Genomic DNA, 23,826 nt, shown 5'->3' on the forward strand with positions numbered 1-23,826 from the left:
CGCCATGCCTACCTCCTCAGTCACAGACACCTCAACAGTCACGACAGCAGCCAGCGTCTCCATGGACGCGGCCCGTACCGTGCGCAGGCCCGCCCGCCCAGGCCTGTTCGAGGCCATGGGCCTGGGCGCGCCGCCTGACACACCGGCAGAGCAATTCGCCGCGTGGCTACCCTACTCCGCCTACCTCGCAGACGAAAAAATCTTCGTCAATCGCGATTGCCTGGGCTTCATGCTGGAGGTCATGCCGCAGTCGGGCGCAGATGAACGCATGGCCGAGGTGCTGATCTCGCTGTACGCAAACTGCCCGACGGGCGCGGGCATCCAGTTCCACCTGTTCGCCTCACCTCACGTGCGCGGTCAGTTGCGCCGCTATGCCAACTTGCGAGTCGAAGACGAGGACCAGGCTGATAAGGCCAAGCATTGGGGGCGACCTGCCCGCAACGACAACCTCTTCCACACCCTGGCCCGCCAACGCGTAGGCCACCTGCTGCGCGGCGCGCAATCCTCGCTGACCTCTGGCTTTCACTACACGATCCGGGACTTCCGCCTGATGCTCAGCGTCACCCTGCCCGGTGACGCTCAGGACATGACCAGGCGCGAAGAGGTGATGGCCCAGCGCGAGTCCATGGCCTCCACGCTGCGTTCGGCCTCCCTGCCCAACCGCGTCTGCGATGCCGCTGACCTGATCAACTGGTGCGCGCTGTTCACCAACCCTGACCGCATCTCGCAGACCGACGCTCCTGACCTGCACTATGACGACGGACGCGAATTGCGCGACCAGATCATCGACTTCGACACCATCCAGGATCCCACCCCCAGCGGCCTGCGCCTGTGGAAGGAGACCGGATCGGACGAACTGGAGGCGCGCTTTTACTCCATCAAGTCCTTCCCGGAGCGCTTCGCCCTTTGGCAGATGGGCTCGCTGATCGGCGACCTGATGCAGCCCGCTCTGCAGTACAGCGCGCCCTTCTTGCTGACCATGGGCGTGCATGTGCTCGACCCTAATGCCACCAAGGCCACGGTCACCGCCAACCATGTGCGCGCCACGCAGAACGCCAAAAGCAAGATGGCCGACGTGATGCCGGACGTGGGCAAGAAGCTGCAGGACTGGACCGCCGCAGCCCAGGCCATCGACACCGGTGGCAGCCTGGTCAGCCTGTACCACCAGTTGGCCATCTTCTCGCCACCGCGCAAGGCGGTGGCGGCCCACGAAGCGGCCAACGCCATCTGGCGTGGCCGGGGCTTTCAGCTCAATGCTGATGTGTACATGCACCGCCAGGCGCTGCTGGCCAGCCTGCCCATGACCCTCACGCCGCGCTTCCATGGCGACCTGGCCAAGATGCGTCGCGTGTCGCGCAAGACCATGGCCAACGCCATCCACCTCGCCCCGTTGATTGCGGAGTGGCGCGGCACACGCACACCCGCCCTGGTGTTCGGCGGGCGCCGTGGGCAGTTGATGACCCTGGACATCTTCGACAACGACCTGGGCAACTACAACTTCGCCATCATCGGCGCGCCGGGTTCGGGTAAGTCGGTGCTGATGAACGAGATGGCCTGGTCCTACCGGGCCATCGACGCCAAGGTCTGGATGCTGGACCTGGGCCGCTCCTTCGAGAAACTGTGCCGCAAGGCCAAGGGCACCTACATCGAGTTCCGTCCCGATGTGGACATCTGCCTGAACCCCTTCACCAACATCGTTGACATCCACGAGGACATCGACATGCTGGTGCCGGCCATCTCCAAGATGTGCTCCATGCAGCACACGCTGGAAGAGGTGCAGTACAAGGCCATCTCGGCCATGGTGCTCAAGCTGTTCGCCGAGCACGGCAACGACCTGACCATCACGGCGCTGCGCGAGGCATTCAAGACCGGCAACATCGAAGCCCTGGGCCTGGTCAACGACCAGCGCATCAAGGACCTGGCCGTGATGCTCAACCCCTACACCCGAGGCGGCCAGTACGAGCGCTTCTTCGAGGGTCCCAGCAACGTCGATTTCAGCAACGACTTCATCGTCATCGAAAACGAGGAACTCAAGCGCCGCCCCGACCTGCACGCCGTCGTCAACATCCTGCTGCTGCACCAGATCACTGGCGAGATGTACCTCAGCCGCAACCGGCGCAAGGTGCTGTTCATTGATGAGCTCAAGCAGCAACTGGGCGACATCGGGGCCGATGACCCCGTCAAGGCCGCTGTGATCGAAGAAGCGGCCCGCCGGGCCCGCAAATACGGCGGGGCCTTGGGCACGGCAACTCAGAGCGCTGACGACTTCTATGGCTCGGCCCAGATGGAAGCCGCGTTCAACTGCTCGGACTGGGTGTTTCTGTTGCGCCAGAAGCCCGAATCCATCGAGATGCTGGACCGCAAGGGCCGCCTGACCATGGATGAGCCCAAGAAGCGCTTGTTGAACTCACTGAGGACCGAGGCGGGCGTGTACTCCGAGCTGTACATCTCCTCCCCGGTGGGCGAAGGCGTGGCACGCAACATCCTGGATCCAGCCACACACCTGCTGTTTTCCAACAAGCTGGAGGACAACGCGCCCATCGACGAGCTGCGTGCGCAAGGCCTGAGCATCGATGCCGCCATCACCGAACTGCTGCGGCGCCGGGGGCACACCGTATGAAAGCCCCTGATTTCATCCCTGCCCTGGTGCAACTGCTGCTCACCCTGATCGTGGTCGCTGCCGCCTTGCTGCTCTATGACCGCACGGTGGTCCGCCCAGCGCTGCGCATCGGCATGGTCGATGTGGCCGAGGTGTACCGGCAAAAGGAAGCCGCGTTCACACAACTGCTCACCAAGGCGGGCTCGGAAGACGATCGGCAAAAAGCCATGCTGATGGCACGCACGTTCGCCCAACGCCTGCCCATTGCGCTGGAGGAATTGCCCCGCGACTGCGCATGCCTGGTGGTGCTCAAAGGCGCTGTCGCGGGGCCGACACCCCATACCGTGGATCTGACGGCCCAGTTGCGCCAGAAAGTGGGGATGCCATGACCTTGCAGATCGTCCGCATCCCGCCGCCCTTGCCCTGGCCTGTGCGCCGCTATCGCCAAGCCCGGCAATCCTGTTCCGAGCAACTGGCCCACATGCGTCGCCGCTGGTACCTCTACCTCCCCGTGTTCGCCATCTGGGCGCTGGCCTATGTCCGGCTGTTCCTGGATCCCACCCCGCGCCTGCCCATTGTCTTCAACTGGACGCCCAGCCTACCTTACCGTGTGGCCTATCGGGTGACCTGGACACAGTCTGCGCCGCCCACCTTGCACCGTGGTGACTACATCCTGTTCGCCTTCGCTGGCGATGCTCAGCAGCTCTACCCGGGGCTACGCGGCCAGCCCTTTTTCAAGATGGTCAGGGGCCTGCCTGGTGACACCGTCACTGTCCAAGACCGCAGGGTGTTGATCAACGGCGAGGCGGTGGGGCATGCCAAGTCTCAGACCTTTGACCACCGTGCGCTTGATCCCATTCAGCCCACGGTGATCCCACCGGGCAGCTACTACGTCCAGGGCAGCAGCCCCGACAGCTTTGATTCGCGCTACCGCAGCAGCGGTCTGGTTCGCGCCGAGCAGGTCATCGGGCTCGTGCGGCCCCTGTTCTGAGGAACATGACATGCAAGCCCGTCCAAGCCAACGCCAGCGACACTGCAACGGCCGCAATGACGTGCGCCACTCGGCGCCTCGCTTGATCCTGTGCATCTGGATCGCTGGTTTGGCATCTGCAGCCCACGTTCAGGCCCAGACCGCGACCAAGAGGTCGCCCCAGCAACTGGCCGAAAGTCTCGCCCACAGCAGTCCAGCCACTCAAAGCTCCAGCACGCCTGCGTCCACGCCAGACGACGTGCCTCTGGAGGACTACCTGGCACTGCTGGCGCAAATCTCGCCTGCCGCGCGCGACGGCGCTCAAGCCTACTTGCGCGCGTTCGCGCAACGCTGCGGGCGGCCCCTCACCGCGTTGGCGTTGCGCAAGGCCATTGCCCAGGGCAGCGGTGACCCAGTCCTCATGGGCATGGTCAGCGCCAGCCACCCCAGCCAGTTGGCGCAGCGAGAAGCCCTGCTGAGCCAACTCACTCAACGCATCCGTTGCGACGGTCAGGGTCAGCCATGAAACTCCGGAGCCCACAACTGACGGCAATGGCCTGCCTGGTGAGCATGGCATGCGCAGGTGTGGGCTCATGCGCTTGGGGCGTGGACCTGGGCAGCATCGGTCCGACCTACCCGATCAGCGAAGCCAACCTGCTGGAGTTCATTGCGCAACGCCTGCGAGACAAGCAAGCCAGCGGTGAATTGGATCGCCTACAGGCACAAGCCCGTGAACGAGGCATTCAGGCCGTGCGCCAGCCACAGCCCGTGGCCGGTTTGCGCACCACGCAACAGCCGCGCACCTTCTACTTCGACCCTAGCTTCACGCTGGATCGCAACATCCTGGATCCCCAGGGGCACCTGATGTTTGCTGCTGGCTCGCGCCACAACCCGCTGGACGTGGTGTCCCTTTCCAGACACCTGCTGTTCTTCGATGCCCGTGATGCACGGCAGGTGAGCCGCGCTCGGGAGTTGATCCAGCGCTACCGGGGCCAGGTCAAGGCGATCCTGACAGCTGGCTCCTACCTGGACCTGATGAAAGCCTGGCGCACGCCGGTTTACTACGACCAGCAAGGCGTGCTGACCCGGCGCCTGGGCATCGCACAGGTGCCCGCCCTGGTCTCGCAGGAAGGCAAGCGACTGCGCGTGGACGAGCTGGAGGTGACGCCATGACCCGGACCACGCCAAACGCCAGATTGCGTCAGTCGTGGGATCACATCGCGGCGATCCTCCTGATCGGGCTGTTTGCCTTGATCAGCCAGCACAGCCACGCGGCGGGCATCGCCACCTGCACTGGCAAGTTCCCCAACCCCGTCACCGACATCTGCTGGAGTTGCATCCTGCCCATCAGCCTGGGCAGCATCCCCATTGCCAACTTCGGCGGCCAGGAAGACATTGCCAACCCGGGCAGCCCTGTGTGCAGTTGCGGCGTGAACCCGGTCATCGGTTTGTCGATCGGCTTTTGGGAACCGGCTCGCCATGTCGAGGTGGTCCGCAAGCCGTTTTGCCTGACCTCACTGGGCGGCATCGATCTGAACCCGGGCCTACCCGCCCCGGAAGCCGCACGCTTCACCCACGCTGAAGGCGACGGCGATGGCGGCAGCTTCTACCAGGCCCATTTCTATGTGAACCCGATGCTGTACTGGCTGGAAGTGGTGACCGACTTTCCCTGCCTGGAAAAGGGCAGCTTCGATCTGGCCTATCTCACCGAGGTCGATCCGCTGTGGAACGACGACGAGTTGACCCTGATCCTCAACCCCGACGCGGTGTTGTTCGCCAACCCCATCGCGATCGCCGCGTGCGCCGCCGATTGCGTGGCCGCCTCACTGGGCTTTGGCATCAAGGAATTGTTCTGGTGCGCAGGATGCCAGGGCGGCATTTACCCGCTGGACGGCCAGGTGCCCTACCACTTGGGCGGTGTTCGCACAGCCGTTCTGCTGGCCCAGCGCCTGACCGCCAAGATGCACCGCGAGTTGATCGCCTGGGGATGGCATGGCACGCCCGGCCTGTGTGGCCCCTACTTCGAGCCCGTCATGGACAAGACGGCCTACAAGACACAACTCACCTACCCCATCCCCAACGCCGAAAAGGACGGCGGCAGGTGCTGCCAGCCTTTCGGGCGCAGCACCGTGATCTGGGGGGCCGGCAAGGAATACCCGGTGCGCGGCGAAGACTTCGCCTTCATGTTGTTTCGCAAAAGGAACTGCTGTGTCGGCTTCTGACTTCCATCAACCTTCACGCTGGGGCTTCGGTCTTGGCCTGTCCATGCTGCTTGCGCTGCACGCGCAGGCCCAGACCACGCCGGTCATCACCGAAGCAGACATGGCTCGGGCCAGGCGCGCGCAACCCACCATCACGGAGCAGGACATCGAGCGCGCGCAGAAAGCGCACGGCGTGCCCAGCGCCGCTGACTTGGAACGTGTGCCCAACACAGCGGGACCTCGAATTGACGCGCTACCGAAGCCTCAAGTCAAAGCGCCTGTGGACCTCGAAGCGCTGTCCAAAGCCTACGCCCTGCAGATGAAAACCGCCCAGCCCCCCGGCACCGGGGTGGGCAAGGACATGAGTGGTGGCCCGATCCTGATGGTGTTCATCAGCCTGTCGATGCCCGAGGCCACGCTCAAGAGACTGGTCAGCCAAGCGGCACGTGCCAAGGCATCCCTGCTGATCAGAGGCCTGCTAAATGGCTCCCTGCGCGACACCGTTGCGCGAACACAGGCATTGTTGGCAGGTCAGTCGGTGGCCTTCCAGATCGACCCGCAAGCTTTCGAGCGCTACGCCATCACACAGGTACCCAGTTTTGTGCTGGTGCGTGAGGGCGCTGACGGCACGCCCTGTGGTGATGGTGGTCGAGGCAGTTGTGCGCCGCCCAATGACTATGTCCGCCTGGCCGGAGACGTGAGCCTGGACTACGCCTTGGGCCACATTCAGCACCGCACACCCCGCTTCAGCAAGGATGTCGGCGCCTTCATCCAACGGCTAAAGGGTTAGGGATCGTCATGCTGCGCCGACTCGTCACCTGCTTCACCCTCTGGTGCTTCGTCACGGCGCAGACGATGGCACTGGCTGGGCCACACGAAGAAGGCACCGCCGCCGGTCAAGCGGCCAACCCGGTGATTCGGGGCACGGTCAGCACCCCCAATGCAACGGCCAATGTGCCGGGATACACCCGCACGCCCGCTGAGGCGGCCTACTACGGCCAACCTAGCTTGTCAGGCCCGGCCAACGCGCGCCTCACTGCCTGCACCAGCACGCCCGATGACCCGGTGTGCCAGGCCCAACGCGGCGCGCTCAACTCGGCCAACACGCCACGCCCTGCCATTTCGCCCTACGACCCCGCAGTCATGGGCGCGCGGGACATCGCCGCAAACCCGTCTCTCGCCCTTGGCAGCCTCTCCTCCTACTACAGCGGCTGCGCCACCGCCGACGTCACCACACCAGCAGGCGCGGTCACCAAACAGTGCCAACGCTACAACGGTGTGGGCAACTACGCCACCCGGCGGGATCTGACGGTGCAAGTCGAACTCGTCCCCAGTTGCACAGCTGGCGACTGGTTTGCGCATGGTCAAGCCAATCGCAACGGTGCCGACTACATGGTGGCCGAGGCCCAGTGCCGCATCCGCACCGACCAGTTGCAACAATTTCGCTTCTATGCGGCAGGTGGCAACGGCGCCTGCATCGGGTGGCAAAACCTCGAACTGCCCAGCACGCCAGCTACGCAACCCGCGTTCGTCACCGACCTCTCACCACACTGGGGTGGCCATTGCTGGCGCCCCTTCAAGGTGGTCATGATGCCTGGATCCGGCTGTTCATCTGGCCAGTGCAACTACAACTTCCAGTTCGGCACGCCGGTCTATGCCTGCCCGACCGGCACCGTGCGCGGCGACCAGTTGCAGGCCTACTGGTCCAGCCGCGTTCAATCTTCGGGGCCGGCTGATCGCTGCTTCACGCTCACCATGCCCCGCCCCCGCATGGGCTGTGACAGCGGCCCCTCTATCGTGGTCAGCCGCACAGAGACCCGCTGCGCTCAGGATGCGGGCGCGGCCAGCCTGGTCGGCGCTTCTGGCTGGAGCATCCCCTTGTCTTTCCAGCAGCCCACCATGAACCACATCGAAACCGATGTCTGGGATGACAAGAGCGCCCCACTCGAAGCAGGCGGACGCTGCACCGTCACCACAGCCGACAGGTGCGTGGATGGCCCCGCCACCAAGGTGATCGATGGCCGAGTCGTCACCCGCGCTTGTTGGTCCTACGAGCGCACCCTGTCTTGCACATCCGGTGCCCCCACAGACGAATGCGCCCCCTTGCTGAGCCAAGGCTGCACGCTGGGAAGCAGCACATGCAAGCAAACCAACGCTGCCACAGGCATGTGCGAGGTCTACCAGGACAGCTACACCTGCCCGGCCAGCGCCCAAACGATCACGACAGCAACCAACTGCCCATCCAATGTCTTTTGTCTGGGTGACAGTTGCTTCAACACGAGCTACACGAACGACGCGGACTTTGCCCGCTCCATGTCGATGCTGGAAGCCGCCCGAGAAGCCGGTGTGTACCTGGACACCAAGCTGATGCAGGTTTTCAAGGGCGAAGGCAACCACTGCCGAGACCGGCTGTTCAAAGATTGTTGCGACTCGGACAGCGCTGGCGCTGGGATGAGCAACCAGAGCACCTTCGGTGTGGGCTCACGCCTGGTCTACGACGTGCTGATGAACTCCGAGAACCGGGAGTTCATCTACCAGGGCATGTCCGCACTGCTCACCAGCGGCGGCTTCAGCGGCTCCTTCACCAGTTACGGCGTCACCGTGGCCGTCAACGGCACCGCTCTGCCCGCCGGATCGTCGGTGCTCTATGCAGGCGACAGCATGGTGGTCGCGTTCGACCCCTGGTCGCTGGCCATCGCTGTGTTGATCTACATCGTCATGTCGATGATGTCCTGCAATGAAGAAGAGGGCAAGCTGGCCATGAGAGAAGGCGCGGGGCTGTGCCACGCCACGGGGTCATGGTGCTCATCGTGTCTTCGCGTTCTTGGTGCCTGCGTGTCGTGCCTGGAGCACACCACAGGCAAATGCTGCTTCAACAGCAAACTCGCCCGGATAGTCAATGAGCAGGGGCGCATGCAGATTGGCAAGGGCTGGGGCAGCGGCCAGAACCCGGACTGCTCGGGCTTCACCATCCCTCAGCTGCAAAGCCTGGACTTCGCAGCGATGGACCTCACCGAGTTCTACGCCTCCATCGTGCCCAACATCCCGAACCTGGGTGCCATCCAAAGCGGCAACAGCGCCAAGGTGCCCAACTGTTACTACGGACAGGGGCGTTGCCAATGACACAGCATCTCAGGACACCGATCAAGTTCAATGCCATCACGGCGATGGCGATGGCATTTGCATTGACTTGCCAAGCACAAACACAAACGCAAACGCCTGAGCGATCGCCCGATCCGTTCGTCGGTCGCATGCCTGTCAAGGACGCCAGGGTGCTGATGGTGATGGCACTGCAAGCGCCAGACGGACAGGCGCACGGCACGCTGACAGGCGAATCTGCCGACGCCATCAGCCAGCGCTTCAAGGCCAACACCCCCATCTCCATCGACGTCACCACCGACAAGCGCTACCGCCAGCCTGGTTGCAGCCGCCTGAAGGTGACCTTCTGGCAAGACGGTGTCTGGTTGCCTGGTGCCCAGGCCCCTCGCAAACAATCCATCGAGTTCGGGATCAACTACTGCCTCGATGGCTTGCCGCCCAAGTCGCTGCAATGAGGAGATTGACATGCCTCGCCCATCTCGCCCGTCATGGGCGTCTCGCTCAGGTCTTTTCAGACTCCTTGCCAGCATAGCCCTCCTCGCCTTCGCTTGCCTCAACGCAGCGCCCGAGGCACAAGCGCAAGCCTCGTCCAAGCTGGACGAGCCCATTGCCGCGCCTTACTGGTCAGATGCATGGCGAGGATGGCACTTCTACGAAGACCCCGAACCCGAGGTACGCGACACACCTGAGGCTCAACCCAAGACTCCCGCCCTGCCACCGCCCACGTCACCAGCGGCCCCGACACCATCAACCCGCCCGGCCAGAGCGCCAGAGTTGGTCGAATTCGAGCGACTGCAAAAGGCTGTCGAGTCCTACCGCAACATTGCGATCATGCGGCCGACCGAGGCCAATGTGCGCCGCTACATGGAACTGGAGGCCAAGGTTGTGGCCAGAGCGTCCTACTTCGCCGACGTCGCCCAGCGCGTCGCCTGGGCCACACCGGAGCTGGACCCCACCGTACATGGCCGCCCAGTCAACGCCAAGGCGCTGGAGGTGTTCGACCGGGACCAGTTGCTCAGCCGTTCCCAGTCCATCACCTCACAGGGCAAGGACCACGTCCTGTTCTTCTTCTTCCGCAGTGACTGCCCGTACTGCCACGCCTTCGCCCCCACGCTGACGGCCTTCGAGGCGCGCCACGGCATCAAGGTGGTGGCCATCAGCGTGGATGGCGGCCCCATGCCTGGCTTTGCAGATGCCCGAGCCGACAACGGCATCGCCAACACCCTGAAGGTCACCCAGGTGCCAGCGGTGTTTCTCGCCCAGCCCTACACCGGGCAAATCACACCCATTGGCTTTGGCGTGCTGTCCGAATCCGAGTTGCTGGAGCGCATCACCACGGTGAGCACACCTGCTGCCCAGGCCATGTTGCCCAGCGTGAACAGGCAAGTCGTTCTTCAATAGGAGCAGATCATGATTCAGACACCCACGCCGACGGCACCACTCTGGAGACGACTAGTCGCCACCCTGATGGCCGTGCTGGTCATCGCATCGCCGCTGCCTCTGCACGCCGGGGACCTCAATGCCGAAGTGAACAGCATGTTCAACAACCTGGGGGCCATTGGCAACTACACCGCACCTGGCGCCTTCCGTGGTCAGACCATGAACACCTACACCGGCGGCAGTCTGTTCATGCGCTCCCCCAACAAGGTGTACCAACTCGCCGCCATTCAGTTCCCCAGCGCCAAGGCGGGCTGCGGTGGCATCGATGTGTTCGGCGGATCGTTCTCGCACATCTCGGCCACCGAGTTCAAGAACATGCTCAAGAACATCACCGCTGCCCTACCGGGCATCGCCTTTCAACTTGCACTGGAAGCCGTCTCACCACTCCTGGGTGGCTTGAGCAAATGGGCCAAGGGTCTGGAGACCTGGATCAACAACGCCCGCATCAACTCCTGCGAAACAGCCAAAGCCATCGTCAGCACGGCGGCCGAGGCCACGGGGTACAGCTCGCAGGAGACCTGCGCCGACCTCGCCATCGAGATGGGCATGGAAAGCGACCGTGACGCTGCACGCAGGCGTTGCGCTTCCGACCGGCCCAGCATCCTCGCTTCGGCCCGCACCTCAGGCGATGCCAACGTGCGCAACAAGGCGCCCTTCGTGGGCAACCTGACCTGGAAGGCCCTGAAGTACACCGGGGTCTCCCTGGACGATCAGGAGCGTGAACTGATCATGAGCATGGTGGGCACCGTCATCTACCACCCGGAAGAAGCCGCCCGCGACCCGGAACCCATCGCCGCCACACTCACCTCGATCAGCCAGTTGCTCTATGGGCAAAGTGCTGGCGCTGGCGTGAACGTCACCCAGCACCTGCTCAAGTGCAATGACTACGTGAACTGTGATGCCGTGACCCTCAACACCACCTACACACACACGCCATTCACTGCCAAAGTCGAGGCACTGATGCGCTCCATCGCGGAAAAAATCGCCACCCGGACCGCCATTCCCAACAACTCGGCAGAAGTCGGCTTCGTCAACCAGACCACCGAACCGGTCTACAAAATGCTGTCGGTGGGCGCAACCATCCCAGGATCGGGCCTGGCAGACAGCCTCATCGCCCAATACCGCGACGTGATCGCAGCGGACTATGCCTATGTGTTCCTGGAGCGCAATCTGCGCGTCGGCTTGGCTGCGCTCGACAAGGACTATCAACTGCAAAAGACACAGCGCGAACAGGCGGTCCAGATTCGTCAACGCGCCCTGGTCATGCTGCAGCAACTCTCTCAAGAGAAGAACCTCCTGTATCAGAAGGTCGGCTCTTACCGAGCTGTCTCCAGCCACCTGGAACAGTTGGAGCGGCAATTGCGATCCAGCATGCCGCAGCACGTGATGGACATGCTTGGGCAGCAGGCTGCTTACATGGCTCGTTGACCTTCACCGACCACAGGGGATGCCATGTGGGAGATCTACGCTTACCAGAACGCGGACAGCCTGTTCGGCGTCTTCAATGCAGCAGCGGCCATCCACGCCTCGGGCGACTACATGTCGGCCGTTGCCGCCGTCGCTTTCTGCGGCTTCGTGGCCGCCCTGATCGCCTACGCCTTTGCCCCTGAGAAGCTGCAAGGCTGGAAGTGGCTGGGCACAGTGCTGCTGGTGTTCTCCATCCTGATCCTGCCCAGGGCCACCGTGGGCATCGTGGACAAGACAGGCGGAGCCCCGGTCAAGGTCGTGGCCAACGTGCCCTTCGGCATGGTCATGCTCGGCAGCATCACCAGCACCATTGGCCACACCCTGACAAGCCTGTTCGAAACCGCCTTCCAGACCATTCCCGGCCCAGGCGCCTTGCCCAGCGAACTCACCTACGAGAAGAACGGCCTGATGTTTGGCAACCGGCTGATCAGGAGCACCAGCAAGGTGACATTCCAGGATCCCAACTTCCGCACCGACCTGATCAACTTCATCCACAACTGCACGATGTATGACCTCATCGACGGCACGATTGGTCCTGCCGTGTTCTCGACATCCGCAGATGTCTGGTCCCTCATGGCCACGCCCAATCCTGCGCGCTTCAGCACGGTCACCAGCGCTGCGGGCATCGATGTGGACACCTGCCCCAACATCTACACAAACCTCAATGGCCGACTGCCAGTGCAGATCAACCAGATTCAGGGCCGCCTGGCCTTCCAGTTGAACCCCACCCTGCCTGGTGCTGCTGCCGCAGCCGTCATCGCCAACCAGATTCAGCAGGCGTACATCAAGAACAACATCGCCAATGCGGCCACCACCGCTGCCGACCTGATCCGCCAAAGCGCCATGCTCAATGCGATCAACGACACCAGCACCATCGTCGGACAGAAGGTCAACGATCCAGCGGCCATGGTGCTGGCCGTTGGCCGGGCACAAGCCGTCGCCCAGCAGAACGCCGCGTGGATCAACAACGGCAAGGTGGCCGAGCAAGCCCTGCCCGTGTTCCGCAACGTCATTGAAGCGCTCACCTACGCATTGTTCCCCTTGATGGTGCTGCTCTTGCTGCTGACCAGTGGGCGCGACACGATGCTGGCCTTCAAAGGCTACGCAGCCATCCTGATCTGGATCCAGCTGTGGCCCCCGCTGTACGCGGTGCTGAACTACATGGCGTCCATCTATGCGGCTTACGATCTGGCTGCGGCTTCGGACATCGGCTCGGGCACCAAGGCCCTGTCTTTGCAAACCGCCTCGACGATCTATTCGGGCTCCATCGCGGGTGAGGCTGTTGTGGGCTACCTCGCAATCAGCATTCCTATCATTGCCTGGGCGGCTTTGAAGAAGATGGAGGGTGTCGGGACCGCCCTGGTGGGTGGTTTGTCCGGCCTGCAAAGCATGCTGACCGGCAGCACAGCATCTGCTGCCACCGGCAACATGAACATGGGCAACGTCACCATGGACCAGGCACAACTGGCCCCGAACCGAACCTCGGCGTTCATGAGCAGTTGGCAAAATGACCTCAGTGGCAACACCTTTTCGTCGAACAGCCTGACCGGGCGAACTGCCGTCAGCTTGCTGCGCAACCAGGGGTTTGCTTCGCGGGTGGTGTCCATGCGGGTGTCTGAACAGGACGTGTCCGACGCGAGTCGGCAGGTCACTGCAGCACGCAGCGAAGCCTTGGCTGCCAGTTCAGATCGATCCGCAGCCCTCTCCGAAGCATTCACGCGAGGACTGAGCAGTCTTCGCTCTGGCCGCAGCAGCAGCGGATCCACGTCCAGCAGCTTCGAGCAATTTGGAGAAACACTCAATCGCCTGGACCAGATCTCCAAGGGCATCGCTGACAGCACAGGGCTTTCACAGTCTCAGGTAGCGCGCATCGCATTTGGTGCGTCTGGACATGTGGGCGTTGACGGGCGCTTCGCCGGCGCAAAAGCCAACGCCAGCGCTGACAAGAGCTACCTGTCGGGCCTATCCGCCGATGAACGCAAGGTGCTGAGCAGTCTGACCAGCGAGCAAATAGCCGACTTCAAGCAATTCGGCGACCGCGTCTCCCGAGATTCGAGCTTCATCAACACCATCAGCAGCGACTCCCGAGAGGCCCGGGACACTGCATCCAGGCTCATGAACACGGCCACGCGATCTGAACGTGCGGAGGCGAGCCTTGCTGAACGCACCGCACTGTCAGAGCGCCTAACCTCCGCGTATGAAAAGGGCGAAACCATCTCCATCGACATTGCGCAGGATCCACACAACCTGGAAATGTTCACTCGCTATGCAGAACAATACGGGGGCGACAGCAAAGCGGCTCAGGCCTTGATGGCCTCAGAACTGGCAAGGCAGTCACTCAAGCCCAATCGGGTGTTCTCCGATGGCACAGCATTGCCATCTTCGTTTGAGGACGTTCAAGTTCAACACCGACAAGAAAAGGCCGACACGGCGTTGAATCCGGCGCTCGATGATCGCCATCGAAGCAATGATCGACAGGTGTCTCGCTTCGGCAAGTCTGCGCGTGCAGGCCAACCAGCCCCCGCCCCTGAGCCCTCATCGACAAGACAAGAGGTTCAGGCCAGAGGCACAGAGGTTCGATCACAGGCAAAGGCGGATCAAACCGGTTTCGATGCCAAGGCAGAGATTGTCAAGAACGAAGATGGAACTCTGGCATCCAAAAGATCGTTGCTAAAGCGGTCTGGCAAGCAAGTCGTCAAGGACGCTGGAGCAACCACCGAAAACGCCGCAGACGTTGTGAAAGATCTTCTCAAAAAATAGTCAGGCCGAATCATCATGCGTGCCGTTCGCGTTCAAGTCTCTTTCTGGTGGTTTCATGAAAGGCGGATGCCCTTTGTCGCGCCAGTAATTTGCAGCTAGATCCTCCGACGTCACTCCCATCCCAGGGATCGGATCGGCGTCCCGCTTTGAGTTCCGCCCCCTTCCGCCAACGCGAGTCAATGCACCACCAAGAGCCGCGCCAAAGAGCATCCCGATACAGCTCATGACCACCATCGTTCCCCAATCATCCATTGCGGCGGAAAACAGGCCAACCAGACCACCTAAAGCGATGAAGCCGAAGAAGATTGGTTTCTGCATGTTGGCACCTCACACCGATCAGCCTAACGACACTCAATTGCGCTTGCAACCCCGATAGCCACTTGGCTGCATACGACCCAATCCAGTCTGTCGAGGAGTTGAGAAGCAGTCGCTGCCGACGGCGGCGACCGATGAAGATGCCCTGCGTTTCGGTGCCAGTCAGCGTCTTGCGGCCCGCGCGGACGAGCCTTTATCGGTGGGGATGCACCACAGATTCCACCCACCTGAAGTTTCACTTGGCACCCCCGCTGGCCTTCGACACGTAGAGCGCCAGCGCCGCAATCTCTGCTTCGGTGAGCTTGTCCTTGTACGAGGGCATCTGGCCCAGCCCGTTGCGCAGCGCCTTCGCCACGCGCGCAGCGTCGGGCTTCAACTCGTCCAGCACCGGGCCGACGGCGCCCTCGGCGCCCGCGGCCTGCAAGGTGTGGCAAACGGCGCACGACGGGACGACGCCTTGCAGGAACAGCTTCTTCCCTAGCGCGAGTTGCGCGCTGTCGTCGGCCGCCAGCGCGGGTAGAACGGGCAGCGCCAGGCCGGCGACGAGCACCGACGCGACCCTCATTGCATGCAACATGAAGCGCTGCTGGATAGTGCTGCGCATGATCAGGCCACCGTCACTTTCACGGCGTGGTCGGCCCAGCTCGTGTTGTTGTAGCCGCCGGCGTTTTCCATGCGCTGCTCGGGTTGCACGTTGCCTGCCGTGTCGGTGGCGCGGCTGGCCAGCGTGTGGCTGCCGGCCGGCAGCCTGGCCGGCAGCACGAACTGGCGCCAGGCATAGCGGCCGAGGTCGGGCCCGGTGAGCCGCGCGTCGCTCCAGGTCTTGCCGCCGTCCAGCGACACCTCGACGCGCTTGATGCCGTTCATCCCGCCGAAGGCCACGCCCTGCACTTGCACCAGGCCGGCCCTCACGCCAGCTGCGTCGGGCGCGGGCGAGTTGATCCATGACTTGACCGTCATCTCTTGCACCGACGGCTGGCTCGGGTCGCCTTTGCCGCCCGGCGGCGAGATGCGGTACCCGTGCGACATGATCTTCGCGTCCGTCTCCTTGGCCGTGAAGGCCAAGCGCTTGATGTACTTGATGTTGTTCACGCCGGTGTAGCCGGGCACGATCAGGCGCAGCGGGCCGCCGTGGGCCAGCGAGATCGGCACGCCGTTCATCTCCCAGGCCAGCAGCGCGTCAGCCATCGCGGCGGCCGGCACCGAGCGCTCGACGATGATGCTCAGCGGGTCCAGGCCTTCGGGCAGCTTCTCGCCGCCGGTGCCGGTCAGGTAACCGGCGCCCGGCACGACGCCGCCCAGCGCTTCGGCCACCACGCGCACCGGAACGCCGGTCCACATCACGCAACCCGCCGCGCCCACCTGCCAGGGTGTGCCACTGGGCTTGCTGGGGAAGTAGCCGCGACCATTGCCCGAGCACTGCAGCACCATCGCGGTGGTCTCCACGCCCATCGTCTTCAGCTCGCGCAGCGTCAGCTTGCGCGGGGCCTTCACGCCTTCGATGGCCACTTCCCACGCGTCGCGGTCGGCCACGATGGAGGCGTCGGGCGCCGGCAGGTTGTTGCGGATGTAGAGCTGCTCGGCCGGCGTGATGACGCCACTGCCGAAGGCCGCGCGCTTGGTCTCGATGGTGGTGCTGCTGTGCACGATGACGCTGGCCGGGTCTTTCCAGTTCACGTAGGCGGGCAGCGGCTTGGGCGTGGCGCTGGCCACTGGGGTTTCGCCAGCCGCGGCGGCACCGCGCGTGAAAGTGGCCAGGCCGGCCGCGGCCAGGGCGCTGGCGCTGCCGGCCAGCATCTGGCGCCGCGGCAGCGAGTTCAAGGTCTTGTTCATCGGGTCTCCTTGGGGGTCGGTGTGGAATTCGGTGGGGACATGTCGGTGGCTGGACCGAACTGGCTTTGCGCCACGGCCAGGGCCTGCTTCTTCTGCGCCACCAGCACCAGCGGCTTGCCGTCGCGCGAGGTGATGACTTTCCAGTGCACGTTGCCCCACCAGCCGCTGCCCTCCGTCAGCGCCACCGCCTTGTCGAAGGCGAACACGGTGACCATGCCGCCCTTCTCGAAGAAGGTGGTGAGGTGGTAGACGAGGTGGCCGTCGATGTCGCAAGGCCGCATCAGCTGCGGGAAGCCGGGCACAACCTGTTGGCCGGCCAGCCCCAGGTGCTGCAGCAAGGGCGCGCTGGCCATGAAGGTGCCGCGCAGCGTGCGCTCGAAGTATTCGTGTTCGATGGCGCCGCGCACGAGTTCTGGCGGGCGCATGGCCAGCACGGCGCCGGTGCCGCTGCCTGCCAGCAGCAGGCCCAGCACGGCGCGCTGGAAGCTGCGCCGCGCCATTAGCGGCTGCGCCTTGCGGTACAAGTGCGGCGGGGCGTCGATGGGCTCGAAGGCCAGCGCCAGTTCGGCGCGCGTGCGCAAGTCGAACGCGCTGTCGGGCAACTCGGGCGGCCGGAGTTCGCGCTTCATGACGGGGTCTTCCGCAAGGGCGTGACCTGGGCGCCGCCGGGTGCCCGCACTGGCACGCCCATCACCTGCTTCAGCGCGTCGCGCGCGCGAGCCAGGCGCGACAGCACGGTGCCGGGCGCAATCTCCAGCGCCTCGGCCATCTGCGCGGTGGGCATGTCGTCGAAATAGAACAGCACCAGCACCTCGCGGTGGATGGGCGCCAGCCGCGCGAGCGCCTTGACCACGTCCAGCTTGTCGTCCAGCCCGGCGTCGGGGGCGGCCTGCTCGGGCTGCTCGTCGTCGTCCAGCGACTGCATGCCCGGCGCGGCCTGGCGGAAGGCGGCGCGCCGCATGATCTGGAACAGCCAGGCCCGCGCCAAGGCCGCATCGCGCAACTGCTCGCGGTGCTTCCAGGCGTTGGCAAAACAGTCCTGCACCACGTCTTCGGCGATGTCACGCGAGCCCGTCAGCGCCCAGGCGCTGCGCAGCAGGAAGCGGTAATGGTCCCGCACCCATTGGTTGTAGCGGGACTCGGCAGACTGGAACAGCATGGTGATCAAGAGCGGACAGCGCTGCGGTTCATTCCATCGCCATCGTCAGTGCTTACCCTCAGGCTGGGCATCACGGCCCGCGCGTGCCACCCAGCGATGGAAATTCGGCTGCCGAACCCGCGCTAGAGCGCTGCTGCAAGGCCGCCAGCCGCCGCGTCATGCTCTCGATCTCGATGGTCTGGCCGGCGATGATCTCCTCCGCCAGTTGCCGCGTGGCCGGGTCGCGGCCGTGCTGCAGCACCAGCCGCGCCATGTCGACGGCGCCGGCGTGGTGCGGAATCATCATCGCCAGGAAGTCGATGTCGGCCTGGCCCACGAAGCCCGGGCCGTGCATGTCTTGCATCATGCGGGCCATCGAAGCGTCCATCTCGCGCTCGAAGGCACTGACTCCATGTTGGGCGTGTCCGCCCCTCATGCCCTTCATGCCCTTCATGCAGTCTGCCCCTTGGCACCCACGCGCACGTAGACCAGGTTGATGCTCTTCTTGTTGCGCAGCGCTCCGGAAGGCAGGGTCAGGTTGCCCAGCGGAATCTGCGCGATGAAGACCGGCTTCAGCGGGTCGCTGACGTCGAAGGCGCTGCACACCGTCTGGCCGGCGTTGGGCGTGCCGGGCAGTTCGTCCTGCTCGTGCGCCACGTAGAGCAGCGTGTTCTCGGGGTTGGTCCACAGCCCGTGCGATTCGCGGCCGTGGCTGAAGAAGGTGCCGACCACCTTGCGCTGGCCGCTGGCTGCGCTGCGGTCGATGATGGCGATGGGGCTGGAGGCGACGCCGCCGGGGCCCCCGTCGTCGATGCGCGCCAGGCTGGCATAGACCACGCTGCCGCGCGCGTTGCTGACGAACTCGACGTGGTTGGGCCGCGCGCCCATGCCCAGCGGCACGCTGTCAATGAGGTCGAAACCGCCCCGCGTCGAGCGAGAAGACAGCGCATCGGCCAGCTTGTGCGAGAACCACACCTCGGCGCCGTCGGGCGTGGTCTTCATGAAGGGCGTGAAGCCGGGCTTGTCCTGCGCACTGATGTCCAGTGTCGTCACGCGCTGCGGCTGGCTGTGGCCATCGGCGCCCGGGTTGACACGGAACACGTCGACCTGCGACACCTTCTGGCTGGCCACGAAGGCCAGCGTGCCTTCGCGGTTGAACCATACCTGGGCCGGGCCGTTGATCGTCGGCAGGAACTGGCGGATGGCCGTCGAACCTGTGTTGTCGGTGCCCTTCAACTGACGCAGGGCGAGTTCGACGTTGACGATGGCGATGCGGTCTTCCCCGCGCAGCGTCACCCAAAGCTCCTTGCCGTTGCGCGTGAAGGTGGGCTCGTGCGGTTCGCGGCCCAGCAGCAGCCCGCTGCTCAGGCGTTCGGGGTTGGTCGTCATGCCAGCGGCCGGGTTGGGCGTGTTGCCGATGACGCGGCGCTGCTCGGCGTCGACGAGGTAGATGTTGCTCGAGCCGCGCCCGCTGGTGGCCAGCAGCCGGCCGTCGGGCGACGGCACCGCGCCGTGGGCGTCGATGCAGCCGTGGTACAGCGGCTTGTGGATCATCGCCGCGTGCGTCGGCGCCACGCCGGCGGTGACATAGCGGAAGGGCGGCCGCGGGTCTTCGTCGAAGCTGGTCAGGTTGATGGTGCTCTCGACGGTGTTGGTCCTGGGGTCGATCACGACCAGCGTGTTGGAGTCTTCGTTGGTGATGAAGACGCGGTCGCGCGGGTCGATGCCGGTGGCGGCGGCGGCGCTGGACGGCGCCTGGGCTTGCGCTGCGGGCAGCGCGCTGGCGGCTGCGGCGGCCAGCGAGTATTTGAGGATGTCGCGACGTTGTGTGCTTATGGGTGCTTTCTGTGTTCAGTGCAAAGGTGGACGGCAGTGTGTGACGCGTGACCTCGCACCCAACGACGGGCGGCGGCGGTGCGTCAGGCGCTCGCAGCCAAGAGCGCACTGCAGGGCGTTTCATTCCATGGCGGTGCAAACCACCTGCGCCGCGGGACTTGCTGTTGCCTTTAGCGCGGGGTGCCCAGCTGTTGGTAGACCTCGGTCGACACCCGCGCCAGCACGCTGCGGTCGACGTCTGACGACAAGGCGTAGCCGAAGGGTCCGTCGACCCAATAGAACACGTTGACGGCGCCTTCCTGCGCGAAGCGGAAGGCGGTGTCAGCGTTCTTCGCACCCGGTTTCGCATCCGGTTTCGCGGCCCCGCCCGAGCCCGCGGCGCTGCCCACGTCAGCGACGTCATTGGACACGTACAGCGTCAGCTTGCTGCCCTGCTCGTTGCGGTACATGAACTGAGCCACCGGCCCCTGGCCACCTGGCAGCAGGCGCCCGCCTTCCAGCGTGTAGCCCTGCGCCTGCAGGTGCGGCGGTTTCATCGGCGCGCCCATGCGCTTGGACAGCCAGGCCACGAGCTGGTCTTCGTGCGCGGCGTCCACTTCCACGGGCCGGCGCACATCGGGGCTGTAGACCGCATGCGCCACGGCGGCGCGCTGCGCGAAGCCGCTGGCAGACACCAAGGTCAACCCACCCGGGGCCGGTTTCACGGCCGCCATGCGGGCCGCATCGTCACCGCCAACACCCGCGCGGGCGCCAGCCCCGGCGCCGCGCAGCCCCCAGCCCGTGGCGCCGCTGATCACGGCGATGGCGAGCCCGGCAGCCAGGCGCTGCAGGTACCAGGGCGTCGGCGACACGGTGCGTGGGCCCGCCGACTTGAGCAGGCGCTGCGGCGGCTGCTCGTCCAGCACCGGGTCGAACAAGGCGTGCAGTTCTCGCTTCTGCGCGCGGTAGGTCTCGACGCGCTGCGCGTCGTCGGGACGCGCGGCCAGGAAAGCAGCGATCGCGGTCTGGCGCTCTGCGGGCAGGTGGCCATCGACGAACGCATGCAGGTCGGCCTCGGTGACCGGGGGGGTGGGCGGTGGGGGGCGATCGGTGCTCATGGGGTGCTTCGTTGTGCTGTCATTTGACGACCTTCAGCCGCACGGGCTCGGCACGGCCTTCCATCAGGCCGCGCAGACGCTCGCGGCCGCGCGACAAGCGCGACATCACCGTGCCGATAGGAATGCCCAGGGCCTGCGCCACGTCGGCGTAGGCCATGTCTTCCAGCGCCACCAGCAGCAGCACTTCCTTCTGCTCGACGGGCAGCAGGTCCAGCGCGGCCTGCAGGTCCAGCACCGCCAGCCTGTCACCTTGCGTCGGCGCCACCGGCACCTCGGGGGTGTCGTCGTCCATGGTCACGGTGTGCAGCCTGGGCCGGCGCACGCCATCGGCGTGCAGGTTGTGCATGATGCTGAAGAGCCAGGCGCGCATATCGGCCACGCCGCCCCACAGGCCCGACTTGGCCCAGGCCCGCTCCAGCGTGTCCTGCACCAGGTCGTCGGCATCTTCATGGTTGTTCACCAGCGCCCGGGAATAGCGGCGCAGGCGCGGCACCCAGCTCAGCAGGTTGGAGTCGTCTTGCATCGGCGGCTCGCGGCGTGCGGGGCTGGGTGTGGATCGTCGACAGAGGTCATTCCTTGATTATGTGCCAGACGTCTTTGAAGTTGTCGCCAGCGCGGTCGCCGGGCTTCTGGTCGGCCTGGTAGGTGTAGACCGGCTTGCCCTTGTAGGCCCACTGGCGCGAGCCGTCGTCGCGAACGACGATCGTGTACGAACCGGCGGGCTGGTCGCTGGCGGCGGCCATCGCGGGCGGCCACAGCGTCGCGCAGGGGCCGTTGCAGGCGCTCTTGCCACTGCTGGCCATGTCCTTATCGAAGGTGTAGAGCGTCATGCCCTTGGCGTCGACGAGCACGCCGTTGGCGAGCTTGGCCGGCACGTCGGCCGCCATGGCGCTCGTCGGCGGCGCCGCGAAGGAAGCCGTGGCGATGAGCATCGCGGCCAAGGTGGGGAGATGTTTCATGGGGGCGTCCTGGGTAGAGTGCTGATGGGCTGAGCGGGTGGCTCAGTAAGCCGCAGCCACTGCCAGCTTGGGGTCGATCTGCCAGGTTTCGCTGACGATCTTGCCTTCGCGGTAGGTCAGCACGTAACGCACCTTGATGGGCATCTTGCCTTCGAAGACGACGTTGGCCGAGACGGTGGCGCCCTTGGGGTTGGCCGACTCTTCGATTGAGCCGATGGTGAGTTTCAGCGGGCCGACGGCCTTGCCGAACTTTTCCCAGGTGCCGCGGATGGCGTCGGTGGTGGCGTAGGTGCCGTCCAGCGGGCCGCCGACCCAGTTCAGCTGGGCCTGGTCGGCGTAGCCGCGCATCACGATCTGCGTGTCGCCCGAAGCGATGGCCTGGAAGTGCGTGCGGGCGTCGTCGGAAGGGGCGGCGAAGGCGCTGCCGGCGGCAAGGGTCAGGGCGGTAGCGGCGAAGGTGAATGTCTTGAACATGGAGGGCTCCGTTGAAGGCTTGATGTGAAGTGAGGGTGGTCGGTGGTGGATGAAGGGTCCATGAGGTCCCGACACAAGGGCAGACGGCGCCGGCAGGCGGTCTATTCCGGCCCACGCAAAAACTTTTTCTGTCACGCCATCGGCAGTTGACCCGCCCGACACGCTCCACCAATTGCTCCGATGAAGCGAACCCTGACCTTCCTGCTGCTGGCCAGCTTGTTCACCGCCGCGACCGGTGCGCTGGCGCAAGGCATCACCGACCCCATTGGCAACCTACTGCCCACGTACATCGGTCCGCAGAACGGCGACGTGGATGTGGCGAGCGCGTTCGCCGGCTACGACCCGGCCAGCGACACCTTCAGCTTCTCGGGCACCTTTGCCGACGCCCTCGGCACCACGGAGGGCGCCTTCTACTTGCGGGGCCTGGACCGCGGTGTCGGCACCGAAGGTTTCGTGAGCGGCAGCCCATCGGTCGGCCAGCGCATGAAGTTCGACGCCGCCGTGTTCCTGCGGCCCGACGGCATGGCTCGAGTGATCACCTTCGTGGGGTCGGTGGGCACGGGCGTCGAACTGGGGGCCGGTACCGGCACTATCGCCGGCGGCTGCGCGCCTCAGGGCGCCAGCCGCTGACCGTCTTGCGCAAACACCACCCCGCCGGCGTAGTGCGCGGCAATCGACGCCTTGACGGCATCACGCTGCGCGTCGAGCGCAGGTGACAGGTGGCTCAGCAGCAGCTGGCCGGCGCGCACCGCATCGGCCACTTCGCCGATGGCCTTGGGTGGCGTGTGCAAGGTGTACAGCACGTCGGGCGAGCCGGGTGGGTCGAGCACCACGCTGTTGAAGACCAGCAGGCTGGTGCCTTGGGCGATTCGCCGCAGACCCGCCAGCCAGCTGGCGTCGATGTCGCCGCTGAAGGTGATGCTCTTGCCGGCGTGGTCGATGCGGTAGACCACCGCCGGTGCGTCGCGGTGGTGGCCGGCCACGGAGCTGATGCGCAGGCCGCCCTCATCGAACACCGTGCGCACTTCGGGCAGGGCTGACGCCGTGGCGGGTGCGTCGATGTCGTTCACTTGAAAGCGCAGCGGCGCCGAGAAGTCCTTCAGGTAGCCGAAGGCGCCCTGCTTGCCGAACAAGAGGTCGATGAAGCGGCTGGTGGCCGGGAAGTCGGCATCGTCGGCATCGAGCGCACGCCGCCCTGCCGGCCCGAAGATCTTGAAATCGACCGGCCCGCGGTTGGACACCGCACGGGCCTTGAAGAGGCCTGGCAGTCCACCGGCATGGTCCACATGAAGGTGCGTCAGCAGCACGATGTCGGCCCGACCCAGCGCCAGCTTGGCTTCACCCAGGCGCACGAAAGATCCCGGGCCGGCGTCGACGAAAACACGCGCCACGCCATCCACCAACACCACGAAGGCCGAGCCCGCGCGGCCGGTGGCACCCGGGCCGCCCGAGCCCAGCACCACGAGTTCCAGCGCCGGCGGGGCGGCCGTCTGGGCCTGAGCTGCGAACGCGGCGGGCAGCGTGCACATGGCCAGACAAAGTGCCGCCAAGCGGCGCCGGCAGGGGTTGGCCAGCGTTTTCATTCGATCCTTTGTGCGGGCGGGGCGACAACGGGGCGAACCGGAAGCGGCAAGCCCC

25 protein-coding genes are annotated in these 23,826 nt (G+C 64.9%); 13 read left to right on the forward strand and 12 right to left on the reverse strand.

The features are described from left to right. Positions 1-61: 61 nt before the first annotated feature. The 12 genes from traC to WNB94_RS14790 all read left to right on the forward strand — a co-directional run bounded on the left by traC (position 62) and on the right by WNB94_RS14790 (position 14,536). A complete protein-coding gene (gene traC, locus WNB94_RS14735) occupies positions 62-2,620 on the forward strand; it encodes a type IV secretion system protein TraC (RefSeq protein WP_341391161.1) in 2,559 nt (852 codons plus the stop codon). After that, positions 2,617-2,988 (forward strand): hypothetical protein, encoded by a 372-nt coding sequence (locus tag WNB94_RS14740; RefSeq protein WP_341391162.1) that lies wholly within the window; start codon positions 2,617-2,619, stop codon positions 2,986-2,988. The genes traC and WNB94_RS14740 overlap by 4 nt, the downstream gene beginning before the upstream one ends. Next, positions 2,985-3,590, forward strand: a complete 606-nt coding sequence (gene traF / locus WNB94_RS14745; RefSeq protein ID WP_341391163.1) for a conjugative transfer signal peptidase TraF — start codon at positions 2,985-2,987, stop codon at positions 3,588-3,590. The genes WNB94_RS14740 and traF (WNB94_RS14745) overlap by 4 nt, the downstream gene beginning before the upstream one ends. Before the next feature lie 10 nt (positions 3,591-3,600). Further along, on the forward strand, positions 3,601-4,095 hold the full coding sequence (locus tag WNB94_RS14750; RefSeq protein ID WP_341391164.1) for a hypothetical protein: 495 nt from the start codon (positions 3,601-3,603) through the stop codon (positions 4,093-4,095). A 44-nt stretch (positions 4,096-4,139) separates the two neighbouring features. Continuing rightward, on the forward strand, positions 4,140-4,742 hold the full coding sequence (gene traW / locus WNB94_RS14755; protein WP_341391165.1) for a type-F conjugative transfer system protein TraW: 603 nt from the start codon (positions 4,140-4,142) through the stop codon (positions 4,740-4,742). Further along, the gene (gene traU / locus WNB94_RS14760; RefSeq protein ID WP_341391166.1) at positions 4,739-5,791 is read left to right on the forward strand and encodes a conjugal transfer pilus assembly protein TraU; all 1,053 of its coding nucleotides are present in this window, start codon (positions 4,739-4,741) and stop codon (positions 5,789-5,791) included. Before traW ends, traU begins: the two co-directional genes overlap by 4 nt. Beyond that, positions 5,778-6,560: a type-F conjugative transfer system pilin assembly protein TrbC gene (gene trbC, locus WNB94_RS14765; RefSeq protein WP_341391167.1), complete on the forward strand. Its 783-nt coding sequence runs from the start codon at positions 5,778-5,780 to the stop codon at positions 6,558-6,560. The genes traU and trbC overlap by 14 nt, the downstream gene beginning before the upstream one ends. An 8-nt stretch (positions 6,561-6,568) precedes the next feature. Continuing rightward, entirely contained in the window at positions 6,569-8,893 is a 2,325-nt protein-coding gene (gene traN, locus WNB94_RS14770; RefSeq protein ID WP_290871234.1) for a type-F conjugative transfer system mating-pair stabilization protein TraN, read from the forward strand. 128 nt (positions 8,894-9,021) lie between these two features. Further along, complete coding sequence (locus WNB94_RS14775) at positions 9,022-9,324, forward strand: hypothetical protein (RefSeq protein WP_290871235.1); 303 nt, start codon at positions 9,022-9,024, stop codon at positions 9,322-9,324. Between the two features lie 10 nt (positions 9,325-9,334). Further along, entirely contained in the window at positions 9,335-10,270 is a 936-nt protein-coding gene (gene traF / locus WNB94_RS14780; protein WP_290871236.1) for a conjugal transfer protein TraF, read from the forward strand. Positions 10,271-10,279: 9 nt separating this feature from the next. Then, complete coding sequence (locus tag WNB94_RS14785; protein ID WP_290871237.1) at positions 10,280-11,737, forward strand: conjugal transfer protein TraH; 1,458 nt, start codon at positions 10,280-10,282, stop codon at positions 11,735-11,737. Positions 11,738-11,761: 24 nt separating this feature from the next. Then, a complete protein-coding gene (locus tag WNB94_RS14790; RefSeq protein ID WP_341391168.1) occupies positions 11,762-14,536 on the forward strand; it encodes a conjugal transfer protein TraG N-terminal domain-containing protein in 2,775 nt (924 codons plus the stop codon). On the opposite strand, the gene WNB94_RS14795 is transcribed toward WNB94_RS14790, so the two are convergent. The 11 genes from WNB94_RS14795 to WNB94_RS14845 all read right to left on the reverse strand — a co-directional run bounded on the left by WNB94_RS14795 (position 14,537) and on the right by WNB94_RS14845 (position 22,188). Next, complete coding sequence (locus WNB94_RS14795) at positions 14,537-14,854, reverse strand: hypothetical protein (RefSeq protein WP_290871239.1); 318 nt, start codon at positions 14,852-14,854, stop codon at positions 14,537-14,539. A gap of 232 nt (positions 14,855-15,086) precedes the next feature. Beyond that, on the reverse strand, positions 15,087-15,416 hold the full coding sequence (gene sorU, locus WNB94_RS14800) for a SorU family sulfite dehydrogenase c-type cytochrome subunit (protein WP_371820138.1): 330 nt from the start codon (positions 15,414-15,416) through the stop codon (positions 15,087-15,089). Positions 15,417-15,457: 41 nt separating this feature from the next. Then, complete coding sequence (sorT, locus tag WNB94_RS14805; protein ID WP_130966400.1) at positions 15,458-16,684, reverse strand: SorT family sulfite dehydrogenase catalytic subunit; 1,227 nt, start codon at positions 16,682-16,684, stop codon at positions 15,458-15,460. Next, positions 16,681-17,313 (reverse strand): hypothetical protein, encoded by a 633-nt coding sequence (locus tag WNB94_RS14810; protein ID WP_004306457.1) that lies wholly within the window; start codon positions 17,311-17,313, stop codon positions 16,681-16,683. Before WNB94_RS14810 ends, sorT begins: the two co-directional genes overlap by 4 nt. After that, positions 17,310-17,843 (reverse strand): RNA polymerase sigma factor, encoded by a 534-nt coding sequence (locus WNB94_RS14815; RefSeq protein ID WP_165456618.1) that lies wholly within the window; start codon positions 17,841-17,843, stop codon positions 17,310-17,312. The genes WNB94_RS14810 and WNB94_RS14815 overlap by 4 nt, the downstream gene beginning before the upstream one ends. 70 nt (positions 17,844-17,913) lie before the next feature. Then, positions 17,914-18,267: a DUF305 domain-containing protein gene (locus tag WNB94_RS14820; protein WP_086010188.1), complete on the reverse strand. Its 354-nt coding sequence runs from the start codon at positions 18,265-18,267 to the stop codon at positions 17,914-17,916. 5 nt (positions 18,268-18,272) lie between these two features. Further along, positions 18,273-19,658 carry a YncE family protein gene (locus WNB94_RS14825; RefSeq protein ID WP_130966402.1) on the reverse strand — a complete coding sequence of 462 codons (1,386 nt, stop codon included), beginning with the start codon at positions 19,656-19,658 and terminating at the stop codon, positions 18,273-18,275. Positions 19,659-19,828: 170 nt separating this feature from the next. Then, on the reverse strand, positions 19,829-20,755 hold the full coding sequence (locus tag WNB94_RS14830; RefSeq protein WP_230179415.1) for an anti-sigma factor family protein: 927 nt from the start codon (positions 20,753-20,755) through the stop codon (positions 19,829-19,831). Between the two features lie 19 nt (positions 20,756-20,774). Then, positions 20,775-21,278, reverse strand: coding sequence for an RNA polymerase sigma factor (locus WNB94_RS14835; protein WP_054018143.1), 504 nt, complete (start codon positions 21,276-21,278; stop codon positions 20,775-20,777). 46 nt (positions 21,279-21,324) lie between these two features. Next, positions 21,325-21,687 carry a COG4315 family predicted lipoprotein gene (locus tag WNB94_RS14840; protein ID WP_054018144.1) on the reverse strand — a complete coding sequence of 121 codons (363 nt, stop codon included), beginning with the start codon at positions 21,685-21,687 and terminating at the stop codon, positions 21,325-21,327. Positions 21,688-21,756: 69 nt separating this feature from the next. Beyond that, positions 21,757-22,188: a nuclear transport factor 2 family protein gene (locus WNB94_RS14845; RefSeq protein WP_130966404.1), complete on the reverse strand. Its 432-nt coding sequence runs from the start codon at positions 22,186-22,188 to the stop codon at positions 21,757-21,759. Between the two features lie 180 nt (positions 22,189-22,368). Here WNB94_RS14845 and WNB94_RS14850 point away from each other — a divergent pair, with 180 nt between their 5' ends. Further along, positions 22,369-22,818, forward strand: a complete 450-nt coding sequence (locus tag WNB94_RS14850; protein WP_031943573.1) for a hypothetical protein — start codon at positions 22,369-22,371, stop codon at positions 22,816-22,818. Here WNB94_RS14850 and WNB94_RS14855 read toward each other — a convergent pair. Beyond that, the gene (locus WNB94_RS14855; RefSeq protein ID WP_230179414.1) at positions 22,800-23,771 is read right to left on the reverse strand and encodes an MBL fold metallo-hydrolase; all 972 of its coding nucleotides are present in this window, start codon (positions 23,769-23,771) and stop codon (positions 22,800-22,802) included. The genes WNB94_RS14850 and WNB94_RS14855 overlap by 19 nt on opposite strands. Positions 23,772-23,826 lie beyond the last annotated feature (55 nt).

The sequence above is a fragment of the Aquabacterium sp. A3 genome (assembly GCF_038069945.1).
Taxonomy (GTDB): Bacteria; Pseudomonadota; Gammaproteobacteria; order Burkholderiales; family Burkholderiaceae_C; genus Aquabacterium.

Coding starts and splice junctions, on each gene's coding strand:
- traC (WP_341391161.1), top strand. CDS start 62: ATGGACGCGGCCCGTACCGTGCGCAGGCCCGCCCGCCCAGGCCTGTTC.
- traW (WP_341391165.1), top strand. CDS start 4,140: ATGGCATGCGCAGGTGTGGGCTCATGCGCTTGGGGCGTGGACCTGGGC.
- WNB94_RS14750 (WP_341391164.1), top strand. CDS start 3,601: ATGCAAGCCCGTCCAAGCCAACGCCAGCGACACTGCAACGGCCGCAAT.
- WNB94_RS14830 (WP_230179415.1), bottom strand. CDS start 20,755: ATGAGCACCGATCGCCCCCCACCGCCCACCCCCCCGGTCACCGAGGCC.
- WNB94_RS14850 (WP_031943573.1), top strand. CDS start 22,369: ATGAAGCGAACCCTGACCTTCCTGCTGCTGGCCAGCTTGTTCACCGCC.
- sorT (WP_130966400.1), bottom strand. CDS start 16,684: ATGAACAAGACCTTGAACTCGCTGCCGCGGCGCCAGATGCTGGCCGGC.
- WNB94_RS14820 (WP_086010188.1), bottom strand. CDS start 18,267: ATGAAGGGCATGAGGGGCGGACACGCCCAACATGGAGTCAGTGCCTTC.
- WNB94_RS14740 (WP_341391162.1), top strand. CDS start 2,617: ATGAAAGCCCCTGATTTCATCCCTGCCCTGGTGCAACTGCTGCTCACC.
- traF (WP_290871236.1), top strand. CDS start 9,335: ATGCCTCGCCCATCTCGCCCGTCATGGGCGTCTCGCTCAGGTCTTTTC.
- traN (WP_290871234.1), top strand. CDS start 6,569: ATGCTGCGCCGACTCGTCACCTGCTTCACCCTCTGGTGCTTCGTCACG.
- WNB94_RS14790 (WP_341391168.1), top strand. CDS start 11,762: ATGTGGGAGATCTACGCTTACCAGAACGCGGACAGCCTGTTCGGCGTC.
- WNB94_RS14855 (WP_230179414.1), bottom strand. CDS start 23,771: ATGAAAACGCTGGCCAACCCCTGCCGGCGCCGCTTGGCGGCACTTTGT.
- WNB94_RS14795 (WP_290871239.1), bottom strand. CDS start 14,854: ATGCAGAAACCAATCTTCTTCGGCTTCATCGCTTTAGGTGGTCTGGTT.
- WNB94_RS14785 (WP_290871237.1), top strand. CDS start 10,280: ATGATTCAGACACCCACGCCGACGGCACCACTCTGGAGACGACTAGTC.
- traU (WP_341391166.1), top strand. CDS start 4,739: ATGACCCGGACCACGCCAAACGCCAGATTGCGTCAGTCGTGGGATCAC.
- traF (WP_341391163.1), top strand. CDS start 2,985: ATGACCTTGCAGATCGTCCGCATCCCGCCGCCCTTGCCCTGGCCTGTG.
- WNB94_RS14815 (WP_165456618.1), bottom strand. CDS start 17,843: ATGCTGTTCCAGTCTGCCGAGTCCCGCTACAACCAATGGGTGCGGGAC.
- WNB94_RS14840 (WP_054018144.1), bottom strand. CDS start 21,687: ATGCTCATCGCCACGGCTTCCTTCGCGGCGCCGCCGACGAGCGCCATG.
- WNB94_RS14835 (WP_054018143.1), bottom strand. CDS start 21,278: ATGCAAGACGACTCCAACCTGCTGAGCTGGGTGCCGCGCCTGCGCCGC.
- WNB94_RS14775 (WP_290871235.1), top strand. CDS start 9,022: ATGCCTGTCAAGGACGCCAGGGTGCTGATGGTGATGGCACTGCAAGCG.
- WNB94_RS14845 (WP_130966404.1), bottom strand. CDS start 22,188: ATGTTCAAGACATTCACCTTCGCCGCTACCGCCCTGACCCTTGCCGCC.
- sorU (WP_371820138.1), bottom strand. CDS start 15,416: ATGAGGGTCGCGTCGGTGCTCGTCGCCGGCCTGGCGCTGCCCGTTCTA.
- WNB94_RS14810 (WP_004306457.1), bottom strand. CDS start 17,313: ATGAAGCGCGAACTCCGGCCGCCCGAGTTGCCCGACAGCGCGTTCGAC.